Source organism: Stenotrophomonas sp. (genome assembly GCF_032066555.1).
Classification (GTDB): Bacteria; Pseudomonadota; Gammaproteobacteria; order Xanthomonadales; family Xanthomonadaceae; genus Stenotrophomonas.
Window position 1 is genome coordinate 676,122 of sequence record NZ_DAMBKV010000001.1, and the last position, 16,072, is coordinate 692,193.

The following is a 16,072-nucleotide window of genomic DNA, read 5'->3' on the forward strand; positions in this document are numbered from 1 at the left end:
ATTGGCTCCGGCGAGGGGAGGGCAAGGCAGGGCAAGGCTAGCAATATGCGTTGCAGTGATGGGCAGCTGGCGGATGCGCGCGGTAGTGATTACGACGCACGGGCGATGGAGGGAGCCGCTTCCGCGTCGGCCAGGCCTGATTCGATGCCGTATCTCAGCAGATCGACATCGCGCTTCAGGCCCAGCTTCAGCATGGCTGCCCCCTTCTGGGTGCTGATGGTCTTCTTGCTGCGACTCAGGCGCTCGGCAATCTCGTTTACCGTCAAGCCGGAGACGAAGAAGCGGATGACCTCCAGTTCACGGGTGGTGAGCGTCTGCACGCCGGAACTGCCGGAAGTCACAGCGCCGGCGATCTCGGTGATGGTGGGCGATAGATAGCGTCCATTGGCGAAAGCGCCATGAACGGCTGGCATGAGGTGATTGAGCGAATCCGTCTTGCTCAGGATGCAGGAAATGCCCAGCGTCAGCAGTGAGTGCACGATACCGGGATTCTCCAACATGGTGAGCACCACGATCTTGATCGAGGGATAGCGCTTCTTGACCAGCTTGAACAGTGCGATGCCATCACCGTAGCGTCCCCCAGGCATCGAGTAGTCGGAGATCAGCACATCGCAGGGACTGCGCGCCAGTACATCCATGAGCTCGGTTGAATTGCGCGCTGAGCCTGTAACGGAAATCGTGCCGGCGCTGGTAAGTACGTACTGAAGGCCGGCACGCACGGCTGAGTGATCGTCCGCGAGAATAACGCGGAGGCTGAGTGGCTTCATGGCGGATCGGCTTCAGTTGTTGAACGGGAGGAACCTCTACAGAGCAGACAGCCGCGCTGTGGGCAGCCGGCGCATGGCATGAAGGAGCAAAGAGATATTGGGTTGCCCTGCGCCTGCTGTTACTTTATTTGTGTAGTGTCAGCAAAGTAAGCACTACGGGTCCTATTCAACGGCTTTGCTTCGTAGGACGAGTCTGAACTACGGGCCATGGCCACATCGCCGGCGGGATCTGGTTCGCGCCCTTGCTTGGCGTTGCAAACCAGCGGGGCAGACGTTGTTTTTCAGGACTTTGTGCGGACGTCGGCGCAGGCCAGGTGCAGGAGTCGGCTCAGGTGCGCATGCATGAGCTAGCAAACCAGGATCGCGGGTTTCATCACCAACATTGCACGCTTGATCGCTGCGTGTTCCCCGAACATTGCCGTGCTGGCGCAAGCGGCGACTTCACATTGCGCAAAATGTGATGAATCACTTTATTATTGAGCGCGGACCAGCGGGGAATAGACAATGCGTGATGATCACCGTGCTGTGGATGAAGTCGAACCAACGCCCACACCCGTGCCTGCAAAACGGCGTGGTCGACCGCGGCTCTACGATACCCCGCTATCACAGGCCGAGCGCGCAAAACGTTACCGCAAGGCGCGTCAATGGGATGAGAGCAGCCTGGATGAGTGCCGCGACCCGGTGTTGATGGATCGCCTGGGCTGGGCGTTGAAGCACAAGGAGACCTCCGAAGACGCTCGTGCCGCTTTGGACATCTATCTGGAGGAACTGGTTAGACGGCACCACAGCAAGGGCAAGCTGGCGCTCAGGTGATCCGCGCCGCCGGTGCGCTGAACGCCGACGTCCGGTATCCGTTGCGGAACACCCACACGCAGCGTGCGGAACGGCAGGCAGCACCGTTGCTGTACCGACTGAACGACGGGACTCGCAATAAGCCGCCATCGGTCGTCCTCGCCATTGTCGAAATGGCAGTTCCGGTCATTCCATTGCACCGAACGCCCGCTAGGCTGACGCAATGGCATTGTTGACGGGACTGCAGGCAGCAATCGCCAGGCATGGTGCGCCTGGTTTCGTCGGCACGGTCATACCGCGTGTCACGCTACTACGCTCGGATGCTGGCGGTGCAATGTCTGCCTCCGTCCGGGGCATCTGCTTGTTGCTTGTTGCGCAGGGACGAGCGCGCCTGAGCTTGGGTGGGACGCCCGTCGAGCTGGCGGCGCCGCGCTACGTGGTGGCGCCAGCGCAGACGCAAGTGGCGGGCGAGATACTCCAGGCCGGCGCCGCGCGGCCGTTTCTGGGCGTCGCCTTATGCATGGATCCCGCGATCCTGTCCACGCTATTACTGGATATGGGCGAACAATTGCATGATCCGGCGACACCGATCGCTGTTGTGGCGGGCGTGCCAGGTCCCGAATTGCTCGATCCGCTGCTTCGCTTGATCCGGTTGCTGGACAGTCCGGCTGACATCGGGATGCTCGCACCGTTGTTCGAGCGCGAACTGCTGTATCGGTTATTGCTTGGTGAGCAAGGACCGGTTCTGCGCCAGTTCGCGTTGTCGAACGGCCGTCTTGCACGGGTTGGTATCGTGATCAATCAGATCCGTGTCGGATATGCGCAACCGATGCAGGTGGGGCTGTTGGCCAGCCGCGTCGGCATGAGTCTGTCCTCGCTGCACCGCCACTTTTTGGCAGCTACCGGCATGAGCCCCTTGCAGTACCAGAAGCGTTTGCGCCTGCAGGAGGCACGGCGGAGATTGGCTGCGCACCCGTCTAGCGCAGCCAGCGTCGCCTACGCCGTGGGTTACGAAAGCCCTTCGCAGTTCAGCCGCGAGTACCGGAAGATGTTCGGCGTGACGCCGTCGCGCGACGCGGTGGAAATGCGCGACAACGCTCTGCGGCCAGATCTGGCGAGCTGAACGATGTCGGTTGCGGCTTGTCATCGCGTGCGTCGACGTGAAGACAGGATTAGGCAAGGGTTGGCCGATATCCGGCTACTGCAGGTACGTCAGATGTCCCTACGCTTGTCCTCGGCCTGTTTGATGTCACGCATCCCCGCTGGTCGGGCGCTGTATCCCGCAACTCGCGGGCGTTGCGACATGGGCCGGCTGGGCGCATTCAGCCACGCGATGTCTGTGCGTTGCAGCTGCTGTCTGCCGTGCAAGCGCCCGCCTGGATGGACGGGTGCTACTGCACTGCCACCTGGCCTTGACCGGCGTTGGTAGGCAGGAACGTGGCATCCACGCTCGCGTGGTGCTTATCCACCCCAGCGCACCCTGCATCTCAACCGAAGAGAACTTCAATGAAGGCATCCGTAGTGAGTTCAGTGGGTGGAGGTTTTGATGTGCAGGACATCGAACTGGACAAGCCCATGGGGTGTGAGGTTCTGATCGATGTCAAAGCCTCCGGGCTCTGCCATAGCGACCTGACGCTTGCCAGGGCCGGCATCGGCTACGCGCCGCCGGTAGTGCTGGGGCATGAAGTGGCCGGGGTGGTGATTGCGCTCGGTGAGGAGGCGTCGGAGTTCAACCCCGGCGATCATGTCGTCGCCAGCCTGATCCAGTTCTGTGGCAGGTGCGTGCAGTGCCTTTCCGGCCATACCCATGCGTGCCTGCAGCCTGAAGCGACATTGCGGGAGGATACCGAGCCTGCCCGCCTGCGCAGCAGTGGTGGGCGTGTGATCAACCAGGGGTTTGGCCTTGGCGGCTTCGCGGCACAGGTACTGGCCCATGAGAACCAGATTGCACGCGTTCCGAAAGCGCTGCCGTTTGCACAGGCTGCGTTATTGGGCTGTGGGGTACTCACCGGAGCGGGCGCGGTGCTCAATACGGCAGGCGTGCGGCACGGTGAGACGGTGATCATCATCGGCGCCGGCGGTGTCGGACTCAGCGGTATTGGAGGGGCACAGCTTGCCGGGGCGTCGCGCATCATTGCAATCGACGTGGCCGACGGAAAACTTGAACGCGCAAGACGTTTCGGCGCCACCGACGTGATCAACTCCCGCGAGCGCGATCCAGTTCAGGCAGTGAGAGCTTTGCTCCCGGGCGGCGCCGACTATGTGTTCGACTTCGTCGGTGTCCGGGCAGTGATCGAGCAAGGCCTGCAGATGCTTGCCAAGGGCGGTGGGCTGTACCTGGTAGGAATCGGTGACGGAGCGACGAGCGTTGAGCTCCATGCCCTCAGCCTGCAACTGAACCAGAATCGGATCGAGACGGTTTACATGGGCTCGTCAAACCTGAAGCGCGATATCCCGTTTTACGCGGAAATGGCTCTGGCCGGCCGCTTCAATCTGGCGGAGTTGGTGTCAAGGGAGATAGCGCTGTCGCAGATCAACGATGGCTTCGAGTCATTGAAGGATGGAGCGATCGCCCGTGTCGTGATTACCGACTTCGTTAACTGACCGTCTGGCCAGCGCCATCGCAGGAATTGTCGGTGATGCCGCAGGCAACGCGGAACCAGGCGTTCGAACCGCCGGGCGCGATGCTGCAGTTCAGATCCGCAGCGCATCCACCACCAGTGCGAACGCAGCCGAATGCTGGCGCCGGCTGGGGTAGTACAGGTGATAGCCGGGGAAGGGCGGGCACCAGTTCTGCAGCACGCGCACCAGCCTGCCTTGCTCGATGTGATCGCCGAACTCTTCCTCCGGCAGGAAGGTGATACCAAGGCCATCCAGCGCCGCCTGCACCATTGGCGGCGAGGTGTTGAACACCGCCTGGCTTTCGACGCGCACGTTCACCTGCCTGCCGTTGCGCTCGAATTCCCACACGTACAAGCCGCCGGAGGTGGCAAAGCGGATGTTGATGCAACTGTGCCGGGTCAGGTCTGCAGGGACCTTGGGGATCGGGTGCTTGTCGAAGTAGGCTGGTGAAGCGGCTGCTGCCATCCTTACCTTGGGGCTGATCGGCAGGGCGATCATGTCCTTGTCGATGCTTTCGCCCAGCCGCACACCTGCGTCGAAGCGATCGGCGACGATGTCGCGCAGCGCGTAGCTGACGTCGAACTCGATGCGGATGTCGGGATAGCGGTGCATCAACGGCAACAGCTTGGGCAGCAGGATGGTCTGCAGCGAGTGATCACCGCAGGTCAGGCGCAGGGAGCCGGCCGGCTTGTCGCGTAGCTCGGTGAGTGCCTCCAACTCAGCTTCGATCTCGTCGAAGCGGTTACCAATGGCCAGCAACAGGCGCTCGCCTGCCGGCGTGGGCGAGACGCTGCGGGTGGTGCGGGTGAGCAGGCGGATCTGCAGCCGCTCTTCCAATGCCTTGATGGCCTGGCTGAGCGCGGACTGCGAGACGCCCAGCAGCGCACCCGCGCGGGTGAAATTCCCCTCACGCGCCACGGTGACAAAGGCCAGCAGATCATTGAGGTTGCGTCGCGCCATGGCTGCAGTGTGGCACGGTTGATTGATTAGTTCAGCTAATAATGGCTAGAAGCATTGATTACCTTATCAACCGAGTCAGCGCGGTGGACAATGGCCACCTTCCCCAAACACCGCCGGAGTTCCCATGTCTGTCAAAGCCTATGGCGCCTATGCCGCCGACAAGCCGCTGGAGTCGATGGACATCAGCCGCCGCGCGCCCGGGCCGCACGATGTGCAGATCGACATCGCCTATTGCGGCATCTGCCACTCCGACCTGCACCAGGTGCGTGCCGAATGGGCGGGTACCCAGTTCCCTTGCGTGCCTGGCCATGAAATCGTCGGCCGCGTAGCCGCGGTCGGCGCGCACGTGAGTGGCTTCAAGCCTGGCGATTTGGTGGGTATCGGCTGCATCGTCGACAGCTGCAAACAGTGCGAAGACTGCGATGCCGGGCTGGAAAACTATTGTGACGGCATGGTCGGCACCTACAACGGTGCTACGCCGGATGCGCCGGGTTGGACGCTGGGCGGCTATTCGCAGGAAATCGTGGTTCATGAGCGCTATGTCCTGCGCATCGCCCACCCCGAAGACCAGCTGGCCGCAGTCGCGCCGCTGCTGTGCGCCGGTATCACTACCTATTCGCCGCTCAAGCACTGGAATGCCGGTCCTGGCAAGACGGTAGGCGTGGTCGGCATTGGCGGCCTGGGCCATATGGGCATCAAGCTGGCCCATGCGATGGGCGCACATGTCATCGCCTTCACCACGTCCGAGTCCAAGCGCGAGGCTGCCCTGGCATTGGGCGCCGATGAAGTGGTGGTATCGCGTGACGCTGGAGCGATGGCAGCGCAGGGCAAGCGCTTCGATTTGATTGTCAACACCGTTGCCGCCCCGCACGACCTGGATGCTTTCCTTGCACTGCTCAAGCGCGACGGTGCGATGGTGCTGGTGGGAGCGCCGGCCACGCCGCACCCATCGCCGAATGTGTTCAACATGATCACCAAGCGCCGCACCCTGGCCGGATCTATGATTGGTGGTATTCCGGAAACCCAGGAAATGCTGGACTTCTGCGCGAAGCACCAGATCGTGGCGGATATCGAGTTGATCCGTGCCGAGGAGATCAACGAGGCCTATGAGCGCATGCTCAAGGGCGATATCAAGTACCGCTTCGTGATCGACAACGCCACCATGGGCGGCTGAGGCGGCTCGCCGAATCGTTAGTTGCCTGCAGCGTTGGCCCTGACGGCCAGCGCTGCAGTGAAGGCGCCGCATGGTCTGCTGGCGGCTTTCACTGCTGGTGCCGCCATGCCCCGCCGCCCGGCGGGCATTGTTGATCAAGCGGGTCAGTTCAGGACACCCGTATCTTCCATGGGAAACCAGACAGCCCATCATCCTGATGGTTGCTGGACGCTTCCCGACCGTCCAACGCCATGGCAGGACCAGTCTTTCAAGGAACACCTATGCAGGACTCACTGAAGAGCCTTGGGCTCATTGCGGTGGCTGTGCCGATGGCCGCGATCACGGAAGTGCCGGTATCCGCAGCTTCAGTAACGCAGCATGTTTCTGAAGCTGGCAGTCGGCCATCGCTCGCAGGCAGTGCGGGGCATTTCACCGGCCGCGTACGCATCGATCCGGTGTGGGATGCTGATCCTGCGCTCACTGCCTCCGGCGCCTGGGTCACCTTCGAGCCTGGCGCGCGTTCGGCCCGGCATACGCACCCGGCAGGGCAGCGCCTGGTGGTGATGTCCGGGGTGGGGTTTGCCCAGGAATGAGGCAAGCCAGTGCAGCAGAGCCGGCCGGGCGATGTGATGACCTGCCCGGCGGGCATCAAGCACTGGCACGGTGCCGGGCCGACAATGGCCATGACCCATCTGGCGGTCACCGGCGTGCTCGATGGCAGCAATGTCGAGTGGATGGAGCAGGTGAGTGATGAGCAGTATCACGTTGCTCAATAGCTTCACCCCAGTCGTTTCTTCGCATCTTGCTGAAGCTCCAGAAGGCTCGCGAAGGGTGCATGTGATCTCGTGACCACGTGGCAGTAGGTGGCTGCGTGCAAGCGGTGGTTATCGCATCGGCTGCGATGCTTTCCGTGGTGATTTCACGATTGCCTGCTGGGCCCAGTCCGTAGGCATTCCTCCGTGTAGCGCGCCTCCCGCCAGGATGTGCTCCTGGCGGGACGCGCCGGCAAACCTCGCTGTGATCCGGCAACTCGATGACAGTGCTACCAACGAATCGCTGGCGGTACCGGCGAATCGTGCGAAGGGAACAGGGGAAGCACGTACTCCGACAGCTCCTGCAGGACGTCCTGTGCCGGACGCTGACTGAACTGGATTCCAAGGGCCGCATGGTTGACGCCTGCACGCTGCCATTCACCTAGCAGATCGATCAAGCCGTTACGGCCCGTCCGCAAGGTGTAGCCGCCATCGATCGCCGTTCTGGGATGATTGGGGTCTTCCACCAGATCGATCCACTCGTTGGTGACGTGCGGGCGGAAGCCGTCATCCCCGATCAAACCTCGCCACGCGCGTATCTTCTCGGCCAGGCGCTTGGGGCCAGCGGCGTGGTGGGTGGCATCCGGGTAGGTCAGCCAACCATCGGCATGTTCGGCAACCCATTGCAGCGACTGCCGCGAGGTCCCGGTCACCAACAGCGGCACTGCAGCGGCCACCGGTTTGGGTAATAGCTCAACGCCTTGCGCGTGGCCCAGTGGCGAGTTGATGTCCAACATGCCCGGCTGCATCAACTCGCGGACGTAGCTGACCGTATCTGCAAAGCGCTCGGCACGTTGTGCGTGTTCGATGCCATACGCCGGAAACTCCACCGGTCTGTCGCCAGAAGCGATACCCATCACCAGGCGCCCACCAGACAGCTGGTCAATGGTGGCTGCCGACTTGGCCAGGTCGATGGGGTGCCGCAGCGAGAAAATGGCGCTGCCAGTAGCCAAGGCAATGTGCTCGGTCTGTGCAGCAAGGAATGCCAGGTAGGTGAACGGGTCGAAGACCTGCCCGGCATCACCGAACAAAGGATCGAACAAGGGAACGTCGCGTACCCAGACTGCAGCAAATCCAGCGCGATCCAGTTGAGCAACCAGCGCGGACTGCCCGGCCAGGATTCGCATGTCGCCGCGATAGAAGCGCAACGGCAGGAAGATGCCAAGGCTCAGTGCGTCTTGGCGGAACATCCGCTGGTAGCCACGGTGGTGCGCAAACGCGGGAGCGGATGCACCCTTGAGCGCTGTTTGCATACCGATGCTGTCGTTCAATGCGCTCACTTTCTGGTTCTCGATCATGGGCCGGTCGCCGGTTCGGGGATAAGTACGCCGCGCTGTACGGCGGGCCGTTCAGCGACACGGGCATGCCAATCACTCAGATGCGGATAGGCACTGAAGTCCAGGTCGATGACACGGGCGATATGTGTCCAGCCAAAGCCTGCGATGTCGGCGATGGAGTACTCGGTGCCGGCGAGCCAAGGCCGGTCAGCCAGACGCTGATCCAGGGTCGCGAAAAATTCGTTGCTCAAGCGCCGGTAGCGGTCAATCGCGACTGGGAGTGCTTCGTCGGCAAACATCTCGAAGTGAACACGCTGGCCAAGGATCGGGCCAACGCTGGCGGCATGGAACATCAGCCAGGTGATCGCTTCCCATCGTGCCGTGGGTTGCTGTGGAAGGAGGCGGCCGCTCTTTTCAGCCAGGTACAACAGGATGGCAGCCGACTCGAAGACAGTGATGCCAGCAGATTCGTCCACAAGCACGGGAATGCGCGCGTGAGGATGCAGTTTCAGAAACTCCGGCCGCCGGTGCTCGCCTTCGGCGATGCGCACGTGATGCAGCTGATAGGGTAGTTCGAGCTCTTCCAGCGCAATGCTTATCTTGAAGCCGTTTGGTGAGCTGTCGGTATACAGATGAAGTGTTGGGCTGGGCATGAAGTAGTCCATTTTTGGGATGCGGTTCACCGAAGCCACCTGGGGGAGACCCGGTGCGCAGCTGGCGAAAGTGAGGAGCAGATGTTGGGCCTGCGGGTTGCTGCAGGCCGCCATGAGAGGTCGCATGGTGGTGAGCTCGATTGCCCAGCTCACCCCTGCAATTGGCGGACGCGGTTGTTGCGCTTGATCTGAAACCGGAGCGTTTTAACTCGCGCTGCGCGTTTTCTCGCCAGTGCAATTTCAGTGCGCGCTGCTAGGTTTTGATGGTTTGTTGGAGTGGCGCAAGCTGATCGCCTGCTGTTGGAAACCTTGGTCCTGTCGACCGGGAATGCTTGCAGTCTATGGGGCGTCGTCAGCTCTGGAAAACGATCTTATCTGCTTGATAACATCAGATTTTCTAATGTTTGTTCGTACCGGCCTCGACGCGATCGCGGGAAAATGGATGCGCTATCCTCACGCCTCTCAGTGGGTTTAGTGTTGGATTTACTAGCGGAATGCACATGGTGATCAGTCCTTGTCATTCATGCCGCAGATCGCCGACAGCCGGGCATTGATAAATTCAGCTTTTCTCATTTGACGAAATGATCCATGCTGGTCCGACTTGAAGGGCACAAGCTCAGCAGATACGCATCACTTCCAAACGCGAAAGATCGGGAAATTGAACCAATGGGTGCTGTCCTACCGTTGTTGGCCTTGCGCGCATTCGTGGAGACCGGTCGTCACGGCAGCCTCAAGGCAGCTGCCGAGGTCATGGGGGTTACGCCGGGTGCCGTGAGCCAGCAGCTGAAACTGTTGAGTGCGCGTACCGGCGTCACGTTGTTTGCCCGCAATCGGCATGGCGTCGCGCTCAGTCCAGCAGGCGCGCAGGTGTATCCGGCCTTGCTTCGCGCCTTCGACACTATCCAGGACAGCATGGCGCTGCTGGAGGCGATCAACGGGCGGCAGACACTGACGATCAGCACGGTGCCCGGTTTTGCCGCGTCCTGGTTGGTGCCTCGACTGGGCCGCTTCACCGAAAAGCATCCGGATATCGAGGTGCGCGTTGAAGCTTCATCGGCCTTGGTTGATCTGCGCCGTGACCGCATCGATATAGCGATTCGTCACGGCTTGGGTGAGTACCCGGGCCTGGTCTCGCGTCACCTTGCTTCGCCGGTGTTTCTGCCGGTAGGGAGCCCTGGTTTGCTGGCCAAGGGCAAAGCGATCCGAAAGCCAATCGATTGCCTCAAGTACCCACTTCTGCAGGACTCCGATCGCAGCGATTGGCGACTTTGGTACAAGGCACTGAGTGTGGCGGACGATCCCCGTATCGAACGAGGCGTCGCGTTCGATGATGATGTGTTGTTGATCCGCGCCGCCGAGGCGGGGCAGGGGATTGCTCTGGTACGTGACGTGTACGTGCAGGCGGAAGTCGCCAGCGGCCGATTGGTGGTCGCCTTGGATCAGCCATGGCCCACCGAGTTTGCCTACTACGCCGTGACCCTTCCCGGGGCGGATGGCAAGCCCGCCATTGCCTCATTCCTCAACTGGCTGCAGAGCGAGGCCAAAGGCGAGAACGCTCTGCTTTGACCGGAATGGATGGGATCCTTGCCAAAGCTGTCGGTGGAGATGCCCGGCTAGCGTCTCAGCGCTGTTTTTTTCCAGAGACACACGGGTTGCCGGCGACCCACCATCGCCATGGCAGGTCCACGGCTTTGGATATGCCAACGCGCGGTCCCTGGCCGGGAACGAGGGGAGGCGGTGTTCCATCGGAGATAATCCGGATGCCGCGATCACCGCTCACCAGGTCAGCGCCGTCATGCGCACGGTTCAATCCAAATGCCTGGGACAACTTGCCGGGGCCGTTGGCCAGGTCGATGGTGCGTTTAGCAGCTGGCCTGAGCGCTTGCATCAGATCCAAACCCTGCAACGGCTGAGCCGCCCTGAGCAGCACGCCTACGCCTTCATTGGGCTCTCCGCAGACCGCATTGCTGCCCCAATGCATGCCATAGGTGAAGTAGACATAGAGATGACCTGCTGGGCCGAACATGGTGGCGTTGCGCGCGGTTTTGCCACGGAACGAATGCGCGGCGGGGTCCTCGCCACCGGCATAGGCCTCCACTTCGACGATGCGTGCACAGCGGCCATCGTCGTGAACCAGCAATTTGTTGAGCAGCTCCGGCGCTACCACAGTGGGATGCCTGCGATAGAAATCGCGTGGGAGCACCATCGAGTTTACAGGCGGGGTCTTCATGTGCCGATCCTAGCCGTAGCCCGCGGTGACGTGCCAGTAAGGTTGCTTGGCGGATCGCACCGCTCGCCTGTGGCACGCCGATGGTTCTGCCCCGGCCAGTCGGGCACAACCATCGTTTCAATCAGTGTCCGCGCGCTCACCAATCGGTAGGCGCATAGTCCTTCAGGAACTGGCCCCAGACGTGTTCGCCGGTGTTGAAGCCGTGGATGATCGGGTCGACGATGCGGGCGGCGCCGTCGACGATATCCAGCGGCGGGTGGAAGCGCTCTTCCTGCACCTTGCGGGCGGCCAGGCCTGCCGGATCCTCGTCGGTGACCCAACCGGTATCCACACTGTTCATGTGGATACCGTCGTTCTGGTAATCGGCTGCCGAAGTGCGCGTCATCATGTTCAACGCGGCCTTCGCCATGTTGGTATGCGGATGGCGGGTGGTCTTGAAGTTGCGGTAGAACTGGCCTTCCATCGCCGACACGTTGACGATGTGCTTGTCGCGCTCGGGCGTGGCCAGCATCAGCGGCTTCAGGCGTGCGTTGATGATGAACGGTGCGATGGCATTGACCAGCTGGGTTTCCAGCAGCTCCACTGATGGCACCTCGGCCATGCGCAGGCGCCAGGAGTTGCTGTCGCGCAGGTCCACCTGCTGCAGGTCCTGGTCCAGGCGGCCATCGGGGAATAGATGGTGCTGGCCCAATAGTTCGTCAGCCAGCAGTGGCACCTGCGACAGCTCGGCAGCGCGGGTCAAACCGTCAGTACCGACAGCTTGCGGCGACGGCAGCGCGGCCGCTGCGACCGGCAGCAGGTCGGCACTGCGCAGGCCTTCGTAGTTGCCGATCAGTTTGCGGATGGTTTCCGGCAGGCTCTGCACGGCAGCGGTTTCGCCGGCCATCATGTGCGCATAGAACTGCGGCGGCCTACGCACGGTCTGGCAGGCGTTGTTGATGATGAAGTCCAGGCGCGTGCGCGTGGCCAACAGCTCGCTGCAGAAGGCCTCGACGCTGGGCGTGTGGCGCAGGTCCAGCCCGTACACCTGCAGGCGGTGGCCCCACACGGCGAAATCGGGTTCTTCGGCATAGCGGGCAGCCGAGTCGCGCGGGAAGCGCGTGGTCACGATCAGCTCGGCGCCGGCACGCAGCAGCTTCAGGCCGGCCTGGTAGCCGATCTTGACCCGGCCACCGGTCAGCAACGCCACGCGTCCACGCAGGTCGGCGGTTTCGGTGCGCTTGATGTAGTTCAGATCGGCGCAGGCCGGGCACATCTGGTCGTAGAAGTGATGCAGCTGGGTGAACTTCTGCTTGCACACGTAGCAGTGGCGCAGCTCGGGCGAATGCACCGGCTCTTCCGCTAGCGGGGCACCTTCACCATTGCTGGCATCGTGCAACCCGGCTGCATGCGGCGGGAAGTAGTTCGGGGTACTGAATACCGGCTTGCGGCGCAGGGCGCGGATGCCGGTCTGTTCGAGCAGTGCCTCGGACTTGCGCACCTTTTCCTGGTGACGCTCACGGGCCTGCTTCTTGAGCATCTGCCGGCGTGCCTTGGGTTCGGGGTGGAAGATCCTGGCAACGACCTGGTGCAGGCGTACACGGTCGGCTTCAGGCAGCGCATCGAGCACGCCGCGATCCGCGTCGATGGCCTCCAGCAGATCCAACGCGTCGCGCAGGCGATCCGCCAGGGGCAGGGCAGGGTCAACAGGGGTATCGATGGCGTTCAAATGACGATCCGGGAAGAGCGGCGGCAAGCCGTGAATGGACAGCAGAGCGATGACCGCCTCGATGCGGGTCCATGCTGTAGCGGGCCGGGAGCGTCCGGCCGGCGGCAATTGTCCCAGATATCAGGGGGTTGGCGCCAATCCGAGCCGCTGTGGGCGGTCAAGGCTCCACTTGGACCACGTTGAAGGCCAGAGGGGTGGGAGTTTGACCAACGAGATCGCCTTCTGGCGCCTGAAGTGCCGCTGTTGAACGGGCGGACCGGACGCGACAGCGGGCTGAGCAGAGTGGGAGAACTGTAAGTCCATTTGAGAGACCTCTGGGAGGGCTTGGGCGTCAGCTGCAGTGCCAGCTTGCCGACCACCATCGCCAACTCCAAGGGCCCAGTTCCCGACGCTTGTCACACGCGCAGTGTTGTTGATGGCTGCCATTGCCGCAGCCTGGACCGCACATGCCACCAAGGCACATGCCGCAGGATCCGGCGCCGGCGCCAGCACGCCAACGCAGCTTTCGCAGCTTGGACCGGCACCGCAGCACCAGCTTGCGCGTTGGGTGTCTCGCGAGACGAGACCTTGGAATATCCGCCAACAGGCCAATGATGGGCGCGGGTCCACGCTGGGGCCCGCGCCCATTGGACTACCGCGCCCCGCGAACCGCGAACTTGGCTTCGTTGTTCGTGTTGAGCCGGCCCAGCACGAAGTCCTGCCGGATCGCATCCGCCCAGATCTGTGCGATCAACCTGTATACCTCTTCGGTTGGATGGGCGCCGTCACTGGTGGTTGTGGAGAACGCAATGGTGGGATCGGTGGGCGGTGCACCGTACCGCACCTGCACACCTTTCGGCTGGGCCTTGCGCAGAAGACCGTAAGCGTCGAGGTTCGTGCAGACATGCTCCATCGGGGTGTAGAGATCGACGATCCCGGCCCGGTTGCTGCGGAAGTTGGTATTGATCTCCGCAGCGAGCTCGTTGCCAAAATTCAGCGATCCTTCGTTGAAACCAAGGACCTTGTCCGTTGCCTCCTGCCCGAGATAGCGCACCGCACTCTGTGGGTTGGGCAGGTTTCCAAAGAGAAACGCGGCGCTGCTGTCCACTGCGATGATGTCCTGACAGATCTGGCTGATCTGCAGCGCGACTGCTTTCATGTCGGTGGGGTCGCGCTCGTTGGTGACCAGATCATTGAGCCCAAACCAGATCAGATAGAGACCGTTGCCGGCCGGCGGGCCATGAAGGTGCAGGTCGTTGATGTACCTGTCCGCCTGCTCGCGGAACGTGCCGAGCCCTGCCGCCCACCGATCGGCTCCCCCCATCGAGCCGCCTTCAGCATAGTTGGCGTAGGCAAGCGGGCTGTTCGCGGGGGAGCCGGTAGCGCTTGCTGGGTTCCAGGTAAGGTGTGGCAGTGCCGCTGTTTCAGAGGTGTTCTTGTCCACGCGAATCAGCGGTTGGCCTCCAGCCCACTCCCAGATGAAATCCGTCCAGTTGCGATTGTCGCTGTAGCGGTTCACCTGGTTGGTCCGCATCAGGCCGAACAACGACGCAATGGCGCCGGTGGCAGTCTTCCGCTTTACCCCGATGTCGGACATGCTGTCGCCAAAGACGATCAGCCGCGAAATGTTCACGCTCATGGTTGCTCTCCCTGCATGGGTTTGGTTTCAGATCACGTCGTAGCCGCGGCCGATAAGGGTCGTGCCCTTGAACCGGTAGGTCTTGTTGCTGGGCCCCTCCAGGGCAACGTTCATGATCTCGCCCCACGGGTCCCATACCAGCCCGGTCTTGCACCAGGCCTTCAGGCGCAACCCCTGCGCATCACCAGGAACATCGACGGTCTGGCTCCAGCCGGCCGTCTTGTTGCCGGACTCCCACTTGCGGTCTACGACCGGGTTTCCGCTGGCATCGGTCTCGCGCCAGGTGACCTCGGCTTTGGCAATATAGGCACCCTTGTTCTCGAACCTGACGAAGCCGTTCGGGTAGCGAACGCATTGTGTCTCGGTGTATTCGGTGGGAAACCCGATCATCGCGAAGCGGTTGTCCTTGAGGAAGGCAACCTGGTACGCCACCGGCAGGCCAGGGTTGTCCCGGCGGTAGGTGGCACCCTTCTGGATATAGTCGCGCAAACCTTTCATCGCCTCGTCGGAATTGCCTGTGAACACCGCCAGCGGCGTCTCGGCGCCGCCACCAATGGCGACCGCACTGAAGGTTGAGTTCTTGATGATTGCTTGGTACTTCTGGGAAAGGTCGCTGCCTACTGTCACACCACCGGACGTCGCCTGCTCAAACGCGCCCTTCAGGTTGATCGAGCTGTCGACGGCTGAGGTCTCCATCTTCACCATCAGGATCCGGCCGTAGTCGACGCTGCGGACATAGGCCGGCGGGTGTTCGTTGTTGAAGCACTCCCGTGCTTGATCGGTAGTCACAGAGTCGGCAAAAACGTTGGCGGCGCCTTCCGGGCTGTCCATCGTTACCGTGTAGAAGACCTGTTTGAAGTAGGCCACGACAACGGACTTCTCCGTATTGCTCACTGCACTGAACTGCGAAGAAACGTTGCCGCTTGCCCACTTGGAATGGAAGCCCAGGTCGAGCGCGGTCTGCTCTGAGGAGAACGCCTGGGTAACCTGCATGAAAGAGCGCGCGGCGTTGACGTAGCCTTGGCTCTTGGGATCGGTGTTCCAGCTTTCGAGCACGTCGTTGACGTACTTCTGGACCGAAGAGCCACTTGGCATGACCTTGCGATGCGCATCCTTCAACCCGGGCAGGTCGATGGACAAAGTGCATTCCCTGCGCTCCAGGGCAGCCAGTGGTGTGGGCCGGCCCTCCATCAGGTCCTCGTCGGCGAGGATCAGCGCGCCTGGAAATACCACGCCAGCCGCCGGGCTCATGATCGCGACCTCCGAGAGGTTCTTTTTCAGGCTGGTCTTGGTCTTGGTACAGATCACAACCGCGTTGGACTGCGTGGTCCGTTCCTTTATGGGTAACGCCTGGGTGGCGCCGTCCTCGACGACGCTCAGCAGTATCCTAGGGTCGTAGGAAAGCCCAGAGATGTATTCGCTCAGTTTCATATCTATTTCCTCGTTGGTGGTTGACGCAGGATCGATGCTGAAACCGCAG

General features: G+C 61.8%; 15 protein-coding genes. 7 read left to right on the forward strand and 8 right to left on the reverse strand.

Annotated features, from left to right (window positions below; translation table 11 throughout):
- Nucleotides 1-89: 89 nt before the first annotated feature.
- On the reverse strand, nucleotides 90-767 hold the full coding sequence (locus RT131_RS03110) for a response regulator transcription factor (RefSeq protein WP_313170129.1): 678 nt from the start codon (nucleotides 765-767) through the stop codon (nucleotides 90-92).
- Nucleotides 768-1,271: 504 nt separating this feature from the next.
- On the opposite strand from RT131_RS03110, the gene RT131_RS03115 reads away from it, so the two are divergent.
- From RT131_RS03115 to RT131_RS03125, 3 genes are all read left to right on the forward strand, one after another.
- Nucleotides 1,272-1,580 (forward strand): hypothetical protein, encoded by a 309-nt coding sequence (locus RT131_RS03115; protein WP_313170130.1) that lies wholly within the window; start codon nucleotides 1,272-1,274, stop codon nucleotides 1,578-1,580.
- 202 nt (nucleotides 1,581-1,782) lie between these two features.
- Complete coding sequence (locus RT131_RS03120) at nucleotides 1,783-2,682, forward strand: AraC family transcriptional regulator (RefSeq protein ID WP_313170132.1); 900 nt, start codon at nucleotides 1,783-1,785, stop codon at nucleotides 2,680-2,682.
- Nucleotides 2,683-3,065: 383 nt separating this feature from the next.
- Nucleotides 3,066-4,163 (forward strand): zinc-binding dehydrogenase, encoded by a 1,098-nt coding sequence (locus RT131_RS03125; RefSeq protein ID WP_313170133.1) that lies wholly within the window; start codon nucleotides 3,066-3,068, stop codon nucleotides 4,161-4,163.
- A 90-nt stretch (nucleotides 4,164-4,253) separates the two neighbouring features.
- Here the strand turns inward: RT131_RS03125 and RT131_RS03130 are convergent, their stop codons facing one another.
- Nucleotides 4,254-5,141, reverse strand: coding sequence for a LysR family transcriptional regulator (locus RT131_RS03130; protein WP_313170135.1), 888 nt, complete (start codon nucleotides 5,139-5,141; stop codon nucleotides 4,254-4,256).
- A gap of 124 nt (nucleotides 5,142-5,265) precedes the next feature.
- On the opposite strand from RT131_RS03130, the gene RT131_RS03135 reads away from it, so the two are divergent.
- The 3 genes from RT131_RS03135 to RT131_RS03145 all read left to right on the forward strand — a co-directional run bounded on the left by RT131_RS03135 (nucleotide 5,266) and on the right by RT131_RS03145 (nucleotide 7,070).
- Nucleotides 5,266-6,315 carry an NAD(P)-dependent alcohol dehydrogenase gene (locus RT131_RS03135; RefSeq protein ID WP_313170137.1) on the forward strand — a complete coding sequence of 350 codons (1,050 nt, stop codon included), beginning with the start codon at nucleotides 5,266-5,268 and terminating at the stop codon, nucleotides 6,313-6,315.
- Between the two features lie 260 nt (nucleotides 6,316-6,575).
- The gene (locus RT131_RS03140) at nucleotides 6,576-6,887 is read left to right on the forward strand and encodes a hypothetical protein (protein WP_313170138.1); all 312 of its coding nucleotides are present in this window, start codon (nucleotides 6,576-6,578) and stop codon (nucleotides 6,885-6,887) included.
- 9 nt (nucleotides 6,888-6,896) lie between these two features.
- Entirely contained in the window at nucleotides 6,897-7,070 is a 174-nt protein-coding gene (locus tag RT131_RS03145) for a hypothetical protein (protein ID WP_313170139.1), read from the forward strand.
- Between the two features lie 266 nt (nucleotides 7,071-7,336).
- On the opposite strand, the gene RT131_RS03150 is transcribed toward RT131_RS03145, so the two are convergent.
- Together RT131_RS03150 and RT131_RS03155 are read right to left on the reverse strand one after the other, a co-directional pair.
- Nucleotides 7,337-8,404 carry an LLM class oxidoreductase gene (locus RT131_RS03150; RefSeq protein ID WP_313170140.1) on the reverse strand — a complete coding sequence of 356 codons (1,068 nt, stop codon included), beginning with the start codon at nucleotides 8,402-8,404 and terminating at the stop codon, nucleotides 7,337-7,339.
- On the reverse strand, nucleotides 8,401-9,066 hold the full coding sequence (locus RT131_RS03155; RefSeq protein ID WP_313170142.1) for a glutathione binding-like protein: 666 nt from the start codon (nucleotides 9,064-9,066) through the stop codon (nucleotides 8,401-8,403). The genes RT131_RS03150 and RT131_RS03155 overlap by 4 nt, the downstream gene beginning before the upstream one ends.
- Nucleotides 9,067-9,624: 558 nt before the next feature.
- Here RT131_RS03155 and RT131_RS03160 point away from each other — a divergent pair.
- Entirely contained in the window at nucleotides 9,625-10,602 is a 978-nt protein-coding gene (locus tag RT131_RS03160; protein ID WP_313170144.1) for a LysR substrate-binding domain-containing protein, read from the forward strand.
- Nucleotides 10,603-10,657: 55 nt separating this feature from the next.
- On the opposite strand, the gene RT131_RS03165 is transcribed toward RT131_RS03160, so the two are convergent.
- From RT131_RS03165 to RT131_RS03180, 4 genes are all read right to left on the reverse strand, one after another.
- Nucleotides 10,658-11,266: a DNA-3-methyladenine glycosylase gene (locus RT131_RS03165; RefSeq protein WP_313170146.1), complete on the reverse strand. Its 609-nt coding sequence runs from the start codon at nucleotides 11,264-11,266 to the stop codon at nucleotides 10,658-10,660.
- Nucleotides 11,267-11,402: 136 nt separating this feature from the next.
- Nucleotides 11,403-12,974: an SDR family oxidoreductase gene (locus RT131_RS03170; RefSeq protein WP_313170148.1), complete on the reverse strand. Its 1,572-nt coding sequence runs from the start codon at nucleotides 12,972-12,974 to the stop codon at nucleotides 11,403-11,405.
- A gap of 631 nt (nucleotides 12,975-13,605) precedes the next feature.
- Entirely contained in the window at nucleotides 13,606-14,592 is a 987-nt protein-coding gene (locus RT131_RS03175) for an SGNH/GDSL hydrolase family protein (protein WP_313170150.1), read from the reverse strand.
- Between the two features lie 27 nt (nucleotides 14,593-14,619).
- Nucleotides 14,620-16,023 carry a thiol-activated cytolysin family protein gene (locus RT131_RS03180; protein WP_313170152.1) on the reverse strand — a complete coding sequence of 468 codons (1,404 nt, stop codon included), beginning with the start codon at nucleotides 16,021-16,023 and terminating at the stop codon, nucleotides 14,620-14,622.
- Between the last annotated feature and the right edge of the window lie 49 nt (nucleotides 16,024-16,072).